This is a genomic window from Selenomonas sp., from assembly GCF_052169755.1.
Lineage (GTDB): Bacteria > Bacillota > Negativicutes > Selenomonadales > Selenomonadaceae > Selenomonas.
This window is the reverse complement of record NZ_JBQNBV010000059.1, coordinates 1-12,053: the sequence shown is the minus strand read 5'-3', so window position 1 is coordinate 12,053 and position 12,053 is coordinate 1. Positions and strand designations below refer to the sequence as shown.

General features: G+C 58.2%; 12 protein-coding genes and 1 pseudogene. 3 read left to right on the top strand and 10 right to left on the bottom strand.

The genetic code is table 11. The features are described from left to right. From ACTTKG_RS05675 to ACTTKG_RS05665, 3 genes and pseudogenes are all read right to left on the bottom strand, one after another. Positions 1–756, bottom strand: a 756-nt coding sequence (locus ACTTKG_RS05675) for a ChbG/HpnK family deacetylase (protein ID WP_442673282.1), incomplete at its 3' end; no start/stop codon positions are given. A 69-nt stretch (positions 757–825) separates the two neighbouring features. Continuing rightward, complete coding sequence (locus tag ACTTKG_RS05670; RefSeq protein ID WP_442673281.1) at positions 826–1,443, bottom strand: methyl-accepting chemotaxis protein; 618 nt, start codon at positions 1,441–1,443, stop codon at positions 826–828. A 711-nt stretch (positions 1,444–2,154) separates the two neighbouring features. Further along, a pseudogene (locus tag ACTTKG_RS05665) lies at positions 2,155–2,622 on the bottom strand (heme NO-binding domain-containing protein); the annotation flags it as partial. 99 nt (positions 2,623–2,721) lie between these two features. On the opposite strand from ACTTKG_RS05665, the gene ACTTKG_RS05660 reads away from it, so the two are divergent. Continuing rightward, positions 2,722–3,123: a GtrA family protein gene (locus ACTTKG_RS05660; protein WP_442673280.1), complete on the top strand. Its 402-nt coding sequence runs from the start codon at positions 2,722–2,724 to the stop codon at positions 3,121–3,123. A 10-nt stretch (positions 3,124–3,133) separates the two neighbouring features. Here the strand turns inward: ACTTKG_RS05660 and ACTTKG_RS05655 are convergent, their stop codons facing one another. The 4 genes from ACTTKG_RS05655 to ACTTKG_RS05640 all read right to left on the bottom strand — a co-directional run bounded on the left by ACTTKG_RS05655 (position 3,134) and on the right by ACTTKG_RS05640 (position 6,251). Then, positions 3,134–4,003 (bottom strand): NAD(P)-dependent oxidoreductase, encoded by an 870-nt coding sequence (locus ACTTKG_RS05655; protein WP_442673279.1) that lies wholly within the window; start codon positions 4,001–4,003, stop codon positions 3,134–3,136. Between the two features lie 94 nt (positions 4,004–4,097). Further along, on the bottom strand, positions 4,098–4,565 hold the full coding sequence (locus ACTTKG_RS05650; RefSeq protein ID WP_442673278.1) for a dihydropteroate synthase: 468 nt from the start codon (positions 4,563–4,565) through the stop codon (positions 4,098–4,100). A 27-nt stretch (positions 4,566–4,592) separates the two neighbouring features. After that, positions 4,593–5,579, bottom strand: a complete 987-nt coding sequence (gene floA / locus ACTTKG_RS05645; protein ID WP_442673277.1) for a flotillin-like protein FloA — start codon at positions 5,577–5,579, stop codon at positions 4,593–4,595. A 27-nt stretch (positions 5,580–5,606) separates the two neighbouring features. Beyond that, positions 5,607–6,251: an NfeD family protein gene (locus ACTTKG_RS05640; RefSeq protein ID WP_442673276.1), complete on the bottom strand. Its 645-nt coding sequence runs from the start codon at positions 6,249–6,251 to the stop codon at positions 5,607–5,609. Between the two features lie 223 nt (positions 6,252–6,474). On the opposite strand from ACTTKG_RS05640, the gene ACTTKG_RS05635 reads away from it, so the two are divergent. Both ACTTKG_RS05635 and ACTTKG_RS05630 read left to right on the top strand, forming a co-directional pair. Beyond that, a complete protein-coding gene (locus ACTTKG_RS05635; RefSeq protein WP_442673275.1) occupies positions 6,475–7,863 on the top strand; it encodes a sodium:solute symporter family protein in 1,389 nt (462 codons plus the stop codon). Continuing rightward, positions 7,860–9,161, top strand: a complete 1,302-nt coding sequence (locus tag ACTTKG_RS05630; RefSeq protein ID WP_442673274.1) for a M18 family aminopeptidase — start codon at positions 7,860–7,862, stop codon at positions 9,159–9,161. The genes ACTTKG_RS05635 and ACTTKG_RS05630 overlap by 4 nt, the downstream gene beginning before the upstream one ends. 141 nt (positions 9,162–9,302) lie before the next feature. On the opposite strand, the gene ACTTKG_RS05625 is transcribed toward ACTTKG_RS05630, so the two are convergent. The 3 genes from ACTTKG_RS05625 to ACTTKG_RS05615 all read right to left on the bottom strand — a co-directional run. Further along, on the bottom strand, positions 9,303–9,995 hold the full coding sequence (locus ACTTKG_RS05625; protein ID WP_442673273.1) for a flagellar brake protein: 693 nt from the start codon (positions 9,993–9,995) through the stop codon (positions 9,303–9,305). Between the two features lie 31 nt (positions 9,996–10,026). Beyond that, positions 10,027–11,319 carry a metallophosphoesterase gene (locus tag ACTTKG_RS05620; RefSeq protein WP_442673272.1) on the bottom strand — a complete coding sequence of 431 codons (1,293 nt, stop codon included), beginning with the start codon at positions 11,317–11,319 and terminating at the stop codon, positions 10,027–10,029. Then, positions 11,294–12,053, bottom strand: a 760-nt coding sequence (locus ACTTKG_RS05615; protein WP_442673271.1) for a sirohydrochlorin cobaltochelatase, incomplete at its 5' end; no start/stop codon positions are given. The genes ACTTKG_RS05615 and ACTTKG_RS05620, both read right to left, overlap by 26 nt.

Below are 12,053 nucleotides of genomic sequence, written 5' to 3'. Positions count from 1 at the left end.
CGCTTCGAAGTCATGCCGCCAGCCACAATCTCGCGCGAGTTCTTCGTTTGCTGTGCCCGGGTGCATCATGACTTCAGTCGTGCCTTCTTTCAGACCCTTGAGCACGGCAAGAAGCGCCGCTTCATCGACGGCTTCTCCCGCGACGATACCCGCGAAATGTTCGGGTACGAAAAGCCCCGCCTTTCTTGCCAAACTCGCAGCGTTCTTCGCCAAGAGCGAAAGACCGACACGCCCGATGAACTGCCCGACGCCCCCGAAGCCGCCTGCAAAGAGCGGCGCAAACGGCGCGCGAAGCGCCGGAATCTTCGCCTCGCGGCAAAGCCCGATGACGACCTCCACAATGCCCGGCAGGGCGTGCATGTGCTGATGGCTGTCGGCATGGTCGATGCGAAGACCGGCATTCTCGATCTTTCGAATCTGCGCGGAAAGTTCGGCACGCACCTCGGCAAGCCGCACGCCGCCCTTTGCATAATGCTTGGAAAAAGCGCCGTAGTTCGGCAGAAAGACGCCGTTTTCATCGACGAGCGAAGGAATCTCCGCAGGCGGCAGGATCGGAAAGCCGTCGACCAGCGTGAAGTGTATGCCCAATCCCAACTGCGGCAGACGTCGCACGCGCTCCGCCGCATCGGCAAAAGCCCTGCCCCCCGCCATCAGGGTCGCCGAGCGCAGCACGCCCTCGACGGCTCCCCGCTCCACCGCCTCATTGATGCGCACATGCCGCCCGAAATCATCGGCATTGACGATAATCCGCTTCAACTTCTTCACACATCCGTTTCATCTCTATACCCATGAACCTCAGCGAAAGCGCACGCTGCCCAAAGATCGTCATATCTTGAAATTTTTGAGATCATCGGAGAAGGATACGGCGATTTTCTGGAAGTCTTGGATCTTTTGCATCATATCCTGCAGCTTCTCGTGGTGATCGCCAACCGTTTCGTTGACCTCTTTCGCTGCAGCGGAGTTTTCTTCTGAAAGTCCGGCGATCGTCCGCACCTGACCGATGGCGTCGTTCATACGCCCCATCTCATCGTTGAGCCGCAGGATGATACCGCTGATGCTCGTCGATACTTCGCGGATGTTAGCAACGAAGGCGCCGTTGCTCTCGACGACCTGCACAAGCCCGCCGCTCTCCCTGCCGAGCGCATGATACTCAGCGTCGATACTTGCGACGACATTGTTGATGATGCGTGTGATGTTGCGCACATCCGAGGTGATCGTATCCGCCTGCTCGCGCGATTCGGCGGCAAGCTTGCCGATTTCCTGCGCGACGACGGCGAAGCCTTTGCCCTGCTCGCCGGCGCGCGCCGCTTCGACCGAAGCATTCAAAGCGAGGAGATTCGTCTGAGAAGCGATCTCCGTCACCATGTTGGCGATGGAGATGATTTTCTCCGTTTCCTGCTTCAAGGAATCGGCGGCATCGCGCACGGCAGCGAAGTTCTCCATGCTCTTGCCGAGCGCATCGCTTGAGCTGCGCACGCCTTCAAAGCCACGCGCCACATTGTCCACGGCTTCTGCAAGGCTCTTGTTGTTTTTCTCCTGCGAAGAAACGACCTGCTGCAGCGCTTCAACATTCCGGCGCAGCACTTCCGCCACCTGCCCCGTCGAAGAAGCGCTCCCCGTCGTCGCTTCCGCCACGTTGTCTACGACTTCGGCGATCTGCGCAGACGCTTGGCTCATGTTGCTCGCAAGCTCATTGAACTTGCCGCCGTAGGCGATAAGTTCGTCGCCCATGCCGCGAAAGCCCGTGAAGTCGGCGCGTACCGATTTTTTATAAGCATCGATCAAAGCGCCCATCTCCTCAAATTCATCGCGCGAGGAGAGCACGAGATCCGCCGAGAAGCGATGCTCGGCAATAGCGGTAAGTTCCCGCCGCAGCAGACGAAGCGGCGAGAGCAGAACGCCCGCCGCAGCGCCTGTCACAGCGCCCATGAGGACGGGGAACAAAAACACCATAGACGGCGCTCCGAAAAGCCAGAAAAGCGCGCTGAAAAAAAGAGCCGCAGCAAAAGAAACGAACGCAAATTTTACCGATAAAGATCGCGCCAAAACGCCTAAGAGGCAGTTGAGCGCAAAGCGTCTCTTCTCCAAGATGCGCTCTTTGAAGTGGAGGCGCAGACGCACCACGCCGTTTCCTTCCTCCACGACCTTGACCTCGACAGGCTCCTTAAAGTAGTCGATCGCCCCTTTCAATAAGCCGCGAAAATACGAACTGAGATTGCGCTTCGACTTATACAGCAGCTCCGCCTCATGCTCAGAAAGCGGCGTCATCTTCAAGAGCGGCGGATTCGCTCCCGGAATCTTTCGGACGATTTCCACATGCACATTGTAGATCGAGGCGAGGAACGTATAGATGTTCTTGCCTTCGAAAAAGGACGGATAAACCGATGCGAAGGTCAGAATATTGTCGCGTCCCACTTCGTGCCAAATGGCATCCGACGTCTGCCCCATATTCTTTGCCAAAGTATCGAAGAAGGTGCGGACCTCCGTGTCTGCCACATCCTCCAAAGGCGTAAAAATACGCCCCGCCGACCAACCAGCCGCCTGACACGCCGCACGGACAGCCGTATCGCCCCAAAGTTTCTGCGCCGTGTCCATCCACGTCGCCACAACAGTTCCTTTCATAAACACTCCTATTCTCTCAATCCTCGCAGGTCATTTCCGCTCCCTCTTTCACTGCGTTTATGCTATACTGGCAATAATGCAGCGAAAGGGAGGTATTTTATGCCCATGCTTTTCAAAAACTTACGCCGTCACTTTTTTTCCCGCGAATTTCTGCTCTTTCTCGCCGTCGGCTGTCTCAACACGTTCAACGGCAGCCTGCTGGCGAGCGCCTTAGAACATTTCCTCGATACGAATTTCGCGTTCAACATCGGCTACATCCTCGCGAACCTCATCGCCTACGCACTGAACAGCCGCTTGATCTTCCACGAGCCGCTCGCCCTTGAAAAATGCCTGAAGTTCGCTGTTTCCTACATCCCGAACTATTTGATTCAGAACGTCATCGTCTTTATTTTCTACAATCAGCTCGGTTTTCCGAGCCTTGCAGCGTTTATCATCGCCGCCGTCCTCGGCGTGCCTGTGACATTCCTCGCCGTGAAGCTCTTCGCCTTCGGCAGAGCATGAGCTGATTGTCTCATTTCTCCGTATACCAACGGAAGATCGCCTGCGTGCCGCAGTCGTCCATGCCGCGCACCGAAAGCTCGTCATAGAGCTTCTTCGAGAGCTTCAGTCCCGGCAGGTCAAGCCCCATTTCCTCCGCCGATTCGATGGCGATGCGCATGTCTTTGAGGAAATGCTTGATGAAGAATCCCGGCGACCAGTCGCCTGCCAGCATCTTCGGCGCGAGGTTCGTGAGCGACCACGAGCCGGCTGCACCGGCGGCGATCGTCTGCTGCACAGCCTCGGCGTCCAGTCCGCTCTTTTTCGCATACGCCATCGCTTCGGCGACACCAAGCATGTTCGAGGCGATGGCGATCTGGTTGCTCATCTTGACGAACTGCCCGCTGCCTGCCGCACCGAAATAGCGCACATTTTTTCCCACAGCGGCGAAGATGTCACGATACCTCTCAAACGCCTCTTTTTCACCGCCGACCATGATGGCGAGCGACGCATCACGCGCACCGATGTCGCCGCCGGAAACGGGCGCATCGAGCGCATCGACGCCCTTCTCTTTCGCAGCGGCGAAAATTTTCTTCGCGAGCGCGGGGCTCGACGTCGTCATGTCGATGACCGCGCCGCCCTTTTTCACGGACAAGACGCCTGCCGCACCGAGATAGATCTCCTCAACGTCCTTCGGATAGCCGACGATGGAGATGACGACGTCCGCTTCCTTCGAAAGCTCTGCGGGCGAAGACGCCCAGCACGCGCCCGCATCGAGAAGCGCCTGCGCCTTTTTCTTCGTGCGCGTGTAGACGCTGACGGGATATCCTGCCCGCATAAGATTTCTCGCCATGCTGCTTCCCATGACGCCTGTACCGATAAAGCCGATACGCTCTCTATCCATGATCCTGCCTCCTTGGATATTTTTTCCTATTTTCTATAAATGTGCAAATCCCCGCCGCTTGCCGCGATCTGCGAAGCGTCGGGGTTCTCTCTCTTCATGGACGAAAATAGGGGCTTCGTCCGCGCTGCGCCTTGGGTCGTCCGATGACTTCCGCAAGTACAGCCGCCTGCAGCATGGCAGCGGGGGTAAAGTCGAGCGCCAAAGCGCCCGAAGCAGCCGGCTCCCGCGGCGGCTGCTCCATTTCTTGCCGCTGCACGGCTTTATGCGGCGGCGCATCGACTCCATCTATCGCAAGAGAAGCCGCCGTTTGGACAGCAGCCGCCGCTCGCGGTGCGCTCGGCTCCTCGCTCGCCGCTTCCTGCGCGGAAAAGAAGCGGCGAAGCAAAGCCTGCATCTCTTCCGACTGCACGGCTCCCTGCGTTTCTATCACCGTTTCCCGCAAATCGACGGGCGGTTCGAGCGCTTCGGACTGCCTTTGCTGCCGCGCCTTGCGCTTCTTCTTGTCGAGCAAATTCGTGACGAGGAGAAATATGACGAATAGGATGATACCCGTGACGCTCATACCGTCTGTCTCCTTCCCTTTTCCGTCTTACTTCGCCGGATGCGACGGGGTTGCGCCCGCCTCGCTGATCGCCGTCCGCATGTCGGTGTCCGCCTGCACATTGCGCAGGTTGTAATAGTCCATGACGCCGAGATTGCCGCTCTTCAAGGCTTCTGCCATCGCGTGCGGCACTTCTGCCTGCGCCTCGACAACCTTCGCTTCCATCTCCTGCGTGTAAGCCTTCATTTCCTGCTCCTTGGCGACCGCCATAGCGCGGCGCTCCTCCGCCTTTGCCTGCGCGATGCGCTTATCGGCTTCGGCTTGGTCGGTCTGCAGTTCCGCGCCGATGTTGCGCCCGACATCGACATCGGCGATGTCGATGGAAAGGATCTCAAACGCCGTTCCTGCGTCAAGCCCCTTGCCAAGTACGGTCTTGGAGATGACGTCGGGATTCGCAAGGACTTCGCCGTGGCTCGCCGAGGAGCCGACCGTCGTGACGATACCCTCGCCGACGCGGGCGATGATCGTCGGCTCACCCGCGCCGCCGACGAGGCGATCGATGTTGGCGCGCACAGTCACACGCGCCTTGATCTTCAGCTCGATGCCGTTCATAGCGACGGCGGAGACGATCGGCGTCTCTATGACCTTGGGATTGACGCTCATCTGCACGGCGTCGAGCACGTCGCGCCCCGCAAGGTCAATGGCGGCGGAGCGCTCGAACGGCAGGGGAATCTGCGCACGGTGCGCCGCGATCAGCGCATCGACGACCTTATCGACGTTGCCGCCCGCCAAATAGTGCGCTTCGAGCTGATTGACCTGCACATTCAGCCCCGCCTTGTTCGCCTTGATGAGCGGCATGACGATCTTGCCGGGTGGCACACGGCGCATACGCATACCGATGAGCGTGATGATATTCACGGGCACATTCGCCGCAATCGCCGAAATCCAAAGACCAATGGGAACAAAGTGCAGAAAAACCATGACGACAACAACGGCGATGACAAAGAGAAATGCCAATGCGATAACGCCTTCCATGAAGAACCCCTCCCGTAAAAATTCCAATCAAACCGTTTCACAGACACGGCGCACGACGATGCGGCTGCCATGCACCTCTGCCACATAGACGCGCTCGCCCTTCTCGATGTAAGCGCCCTCGGAAACGACGTCAACGGACATGCCTTCGATGAGGATAGAGCCAGCCGGACGCACATCGGTCAGCACGGTCGCTTCCCTTCCTACGAGATCCGTGCGCTCTGCCGCGCTCACATAGCCGCCTGCACTCGTCGAAGCATCATGCAGCACGACCCTCTTCCAAAGGCGGCTCTTGGGCAAAAACCGCACGAGCAAAAGAAAGGAGACGAGCGCGATCGCAGCTGCCGCAAAAAGTGCATAGAGCGCATTGACGTCGCCGCCGAGCGCGAGGACAACGCTGTATAGCATCGCCGCAACGCCGAGCGCCCCTAAAACGCCTGTAGCAGGTAAGAGCGCCTCCGCCACGATCAGCAGGACGCCGACAAGAAAGACGGCAACCTCATAGAGGCTCACAAGCCCTTTGACGTACTGGCTGCTGAAAAACACGCCCGCCGCCGCAAGACCGAGCAAAACACCGAACCCCGTGCCGCCCGTCTTGATCTCCACAAGTACGGCGAGAAAAATCACAGCGACAAGCAGGACCTGCAAAAGAGGCATCGCTCCGACGAATTCCATACGATCACATCCTTCCTCAGCCTTTCCTACCTCTGCCTTTCCTATATATATTCCATAGAAAAGGGCGAAACCCTGCCTGCAATCGTTAAAATTACAGGAGAGAATACCCATGACGCTATAGACTTTTCTCTTTAAGGAATGATTTGCCTTTCACGCCCCTGCGGGCGTATAATTGCAGCAAGGACGGTTTCCCTCAGAAAATATTTGGGGAGGTTTTCACGCTATGGAGATTTCCGCAGAGCAGCTTGCGATCATGCTCTCGACCATCGCACTCGTTATCGCCGTCGGGCTTTACGCTGCGCGTTCCATTCACTCGGCGGAAGGCTTCAGCCTCAACGGGCGCAGTGCAGGTGCGCCGCTCGTCGCGGGTACGATCGCCGGCACCTGCGTCGGCGGCGGCGCGACGGTCGGCACGGCGCAGCTCGCCTTCTCCCTCGGACTTTCCGCTTGGTGGTTCACACTCGGCACGGGGATCGCCCTGATCCTCATGGGACTTTTCTACGCCGGTCCCTTGCGGCGCACCGCACTTGAGACGATCCCGCAGTTTCTCGGCATCTGTTACGGCAAGCCCGCAGGCGTCTTTTCGAGTCTCGTATCTTCCATCGGCATCTTCTTCAGCGCCGTCGCCAGCACGCTGCCGGGACTTCATCTCATCGCCGCCGTTTTTGGCGTCGGTCACGGCAAAGCGGCGCTTTTTCTCGTCGCACTCGTCGCCGGATACGTTTTCTTCGGCGGCATGAAAAGCGCCGGCGTCGGCGGCGTCTTGAAAATGCTCATCCTGTGGCTGAGTCTTTGCTTCGCGGGGATCGCCGCATGGCAAGGTCTGCCCGAGGTCACGGTGAACACACCGCTGAAAGAGGGGACACTGAGCCTTATGAGCGCTGGTGCAGAAAGCATCGCCGCAGGGCTCCTCTCTCTCATCGTCGGCATCCTATCCACACAATCCTACATCCAAGCCATCTTCTCCGCCGCCAACCCGCGCACGGCTGCTGTCGGCGCCTTTACCGCCGCGCTCATCGTCATTCCCGTCGGTCTGCCTTGCTCCATCATCGGCGTCTACATGCACGCGGCAGCGCCCGACATCGCGCCCATCCTCGCACTGCCCGCCTACCTCTTTACACACGCAGGCGTTTTCATCGGCAGCGTCGCTATGGGCGGCATCGTACTTTCCCTCGTCGGCAGCATCGGCGGTCTTTCGCTCGGTATTGGAACCATGCTCTCACACGACGTATTCGCGCCATTTTTCGCCGTGACGCGCGAAAAGCGGCTGCTTCTCCTGCACCGTCTCACCGTGCTTCTCGTGATGGGACTTGCCGCCCTCTTCGCACTTTTTGCCATCGACAGCGAAGTCCTCGTCTGGAACTACCTGTCTATGGCACTTCGCGGCGGCGGCATCTTCCTGCCGCTGACAGCAGCGGTATTCCTGCCCGGGCGCCTCTCGCCGCGCCGCGCCGTCGCTTCCATGCTTCTCTCGACGGCAGCCGCTGCAGCGGCAATCGTATGCAAAAGCTCCATACACCCGCTCTTCATCGGCCTCATCACGAGCGCCGCGCTCATCTTGCCAAAACTTTGCAAAAAACCACCGAAAAACAACGGAGGGATCCTCTCATGACAAAGACAAACCCGACAGCAACAGAACTGATCGACTTCATCACCTGCGCCGCATCGCCCTTCCATGTCGTCGAAAAAAGCGCAGAACGCCTAAACCGCGCGGGCTTCCAAGAGCTGCATCCCGCCGCCGCATGGCGGCTTTTTCCCGGCGGACGCTACTTCGTCAAAGTCTACGGCTCGACGCTCCTCGCTTTCACCCTCGGTGAAAAATCTCTCGCAGGCTGCGGCGCACCGCTTCGCATGGCAGCGGCGCACACGGACTTCCCATGCTTTCGCCTGAAACCCGCCGCAGGCATAGCAAGCGACGGCTATGGCAGCTTGAACGTCGAGCCATACGGCGGTCTCATTCTGCGCACATGGCTCGACCGCCCGCTCTCCCTTGCAGGCAAAGTCATGCTGCGCGGCAGCGACGCCTTTCATCCCGAAGAGAAGCTCGTCGATTTTCCAAAACCGCTCATGACGATTCCGAGCCTTGCCATCCACATGGATCGCGAGGTCAACAAAAGCGGCGCCCTGAACGCCCAAAAGGACATGCTGCCGCTCGCCGCTCTCGTCGGTGCGGAAGCGGCAAAAAGCGATTTCTTCCTCCCGTGGCTTGCCGCCTCCTGCGGCGTAGAACCGACGGCGATTCTCTCCTACGATCTCAGCGCCTATCCATGCGAGACAGGCTGCACCTTCGGTATGGACGACGCATTCATCTCATCCCCCCGGCTCGACAACCTCACATCCGTTCTCGCCTGCCTCAAGGGCATCGAAGAAACACGTCCCGACGAAGGGCTTCGCCTCATCGCACTCTTCGACAACGAAGAAGTCGGCAGCCGCACGAAGCAAGGCGCAGGCTCCACCGTACTCAGCGACGTGCTCCGCCGCATCTATCAAGAATTCACGGACGAAAGCGACGCTCTCATCCGCGCACTCGCCGACGGCTTCCTGCTCTCCGTCGATGTAGCGCACGCCGTACATCCTTCGCACGCGGCAAAGAGCGACCCAAACGTGCGTCCGACGCTCGGCGCAGGCGTCGTCTTGAAGCAGGCGGCATCACAAAGCTATGCGGGCGACGCCGAAGCCGTCGCCATCGTGCGGGCGCTTGCCGAAGAGCACGCGATCCCCTGGCAGCGCTTCGTGAACCGCGCCGACAGCCGCGGCGGCTCCACACTCGGCGCCATCGCCTCATCCTTCGTTCCTGTGCGCACGATGGACATCGGCGCGCCGCTGCTCGCCATGCACTCCGCAAGGGAAACGATGGGCTGCGCCGATCAAGATGCACTGGAACGGCTTCTGAAAGTATTCCTCGCCTAAAAATCTGCACGCACTCTCACAAAATGCAAACGCACCCCCGAAAATCCATCTCGGACTTTCGGGGGTGCGTTTTAAGAAATCACAGATCTAGTCAAACGCCTATCTTCACAAACCTCTGCGACTTCCTTTTAACAGCGTTCCTTAAATGCCAAGCCCACGTTCCAGATACTTTCTTTGCAGCAAAAAAATACATCGCACCAGCTGATTCTGCTGCCTCTTGTCGAGGTACTTGGCAAAATGTGCGCCGATATGATAAACGGGCGTTGCAAGCGCCGTACGGTCGATCGAGCGCATGACAACGGCTGTCGTATGAAGTTCGCCGACAGCCGGCAAATCCGGTATGGAGATCTCGATTTCCATACCATCTTCCAACGGCTCCTTCCAAACGAAGGACACACCGTTGCCGCTGAGATCGACGAGCGTCGTCTCCTTCGGCTTATTTTTGCCGCCGTAAAGATTCGACAGCGTTACCTGCATGGGAAACGGCGCGGGCACGCGCACAAAATCGCGCTTCTGCTGACGCTCGACCTCAGCGGGAAGCTCCATGTACCAGATGCGATCGGGCAGCGGACTGCTCGCACAAAACGCAGACTCGAATCGATAGGTGCACTTCTCGCTCGGCATGGCGCAGCGAAAATGCGCGTTCGTCTCCGGACCATGCGCATATTCTGCGTCCGTCATCTGCATCTCGACGACGAGACGATCCACCGACATCTCTTTGAGTCTTCCCACGCGCGTTTTCTTCCCATTCTCCTGCAAAAAATAAATTTTCTCCTCTAAGACAAGCGCTTCTTCCGGCGCAAAGCGCTCTGCCGTCCCATTCTCTGTCGTCATATTCCCTCTGCTTTCTGCAATATCCATTCCATCATTTCTGCAAAACCACCTCGTCGGCAAGGCTGCCGTCAGGCAGAAAACACTGGAAGCGCAGCTGCCCTGCGGACGCCTCAAGCGTCATATAATTGCCGCGTTCGGGCTGCGCGAGCATCTTCTTGTCAAAGCGCATATTCTGCGGCACATCATAGTAGCAGTTGCCGCAGTTGCCTGTGTCGATGTAAAAAGGACCATCCTCGCTCGGCGCAAAGTGCAGAATATGCCCGAGCCGCCGATATGTATGCTGATGCGCCGTCAAGACGACGTCGGGACGCAGCTCGTCGAAGATCGGCATCAGCGCCCGCCCCGTCGCACTGATATCGCCCGTGACAGGATCGCTCCCATCAGGATAATCGTACTCGATGATATCCTTGTGCATCAAGACGATCTTCCACTTCTTGCGACTCGCCGCCAGATCACGGCGCAGCCATGCAGCCTGCTCCTCGAAAAGTCCAGCCCGCAGCGCATCGACTTCTTCCCACTGCGTATTGAGCGCAGCAAAGTGGCACACTCCCCAGTCGAACGAATAATACCAGCCCGAAAAATGCAGACTGCCGTTCCCCGGTACAGGAAAATAGCCGAGCCAGCCCAAAGGCAAGCGGCACTGCCAGTTGAGATCATACGCCTCATGATTGCCCATCAAAGGCGCACACGGCAGGCGGGCGATGATCTTCGCCGCCCCTTCAAACCACTGCCGCCATTGGTAGGCGGCCTCGCCATTGTCGACAAGATCGCCCATCATGATGAAAAAGTCGGCGTCCGACTGCTGCTGCGCCGCCTTCTCCACCGCATTTCGCCATGTGCGATAGCCGTCCGAACACTGCGAATCAGGAAATATCAACGCCTTGAACGTACCATCCGCCGCCGTCTGAAGCGAGAACCACGGCGACGCCGTATCGCCCGTGCGCAGGCGATACTCGTACGAAGTATCGGGAGCAAGCCCTGTCAAAAGAGCCTCGTGCGAAAAAAGCCGCTCGCCGCCGTCGACGAAAACCTTCTCACGCGCAGCAAACGAAGCAACATCCGCCGCACCCGCACACCGCAGATCGACGACAGCCTCCGGCTCGCTCACGGCAGACTCCCAAGCGATCATGCGCGAAGTCCGACTATCCTCCGTGATGATCTGACGCACAAAAAACGCATCCGGACCATCGGCGGCAAACACCCGCCGCCATGATGCAGGAAAAAGACCGAAAAGCCCCAGTGCAGCAACGGTTCTTGATGATATGTTCAAAAACCTGCGGCGCGAAATAGCGAACGCTTCAGACATCATTGCACAAACTTCCATCGTACAGCGCCTCATACGCCTCCTGCGCACGCGCTGTAAAAATTTTGCGCACAGCATCGTTTTCGCCGATACCCCGAAGAATCGTCTGCACGACGAATCCTTCCCGTTCCAAAACAGCCTTATGCGAGTCCGGCGCGTCGCCTGCCATATCATTCGTCGCATGATCGCCTGCCACAAGCATCAGCGGCACGAGCGTGACCTTTTTTATACACGCCTTTTTCAGTTTCGGCAGAACATCATCCAAATGCGGCCGTCCCTCCACACTGTAGATATAGATGTGATGCTGTCCCTGCTGCTCCAAGCGTTCCTGCATAACGGTGTAATAAGCATTTGCCGGATGCGGCGTGCCATGCGCCATGAGGAGAACAGCTTCATCCGCAGCACATGGCGGCAGATCTTTGGCGACAGCAGTCATGACATCGGCGACATCGTCGCGCTTTTCCTCCTGCCCCTGCCAATACACGAGCGGCGTGCCGAGCGTCATCCTGTAAAACCATGTGCGGCACTCCTCGAACACCTCGCGCTTATATCCATCATCCTTGAGTTTTTGTAGCGCTTCTTCAGGCGTCGGATAGGAAATCCCCTCGTTCGCCTTGACACGCTCGATGACGATGTGCGAAGTGAACGCGAGCATCACTTTGGCATTCGGATGCTCGCGCCGTATCTCTTCCACCACAGCAAGGATCGTCTTTTCGCGTGTCTCCTTAAAGGTCGTGCCAAAACTCATGACAAGA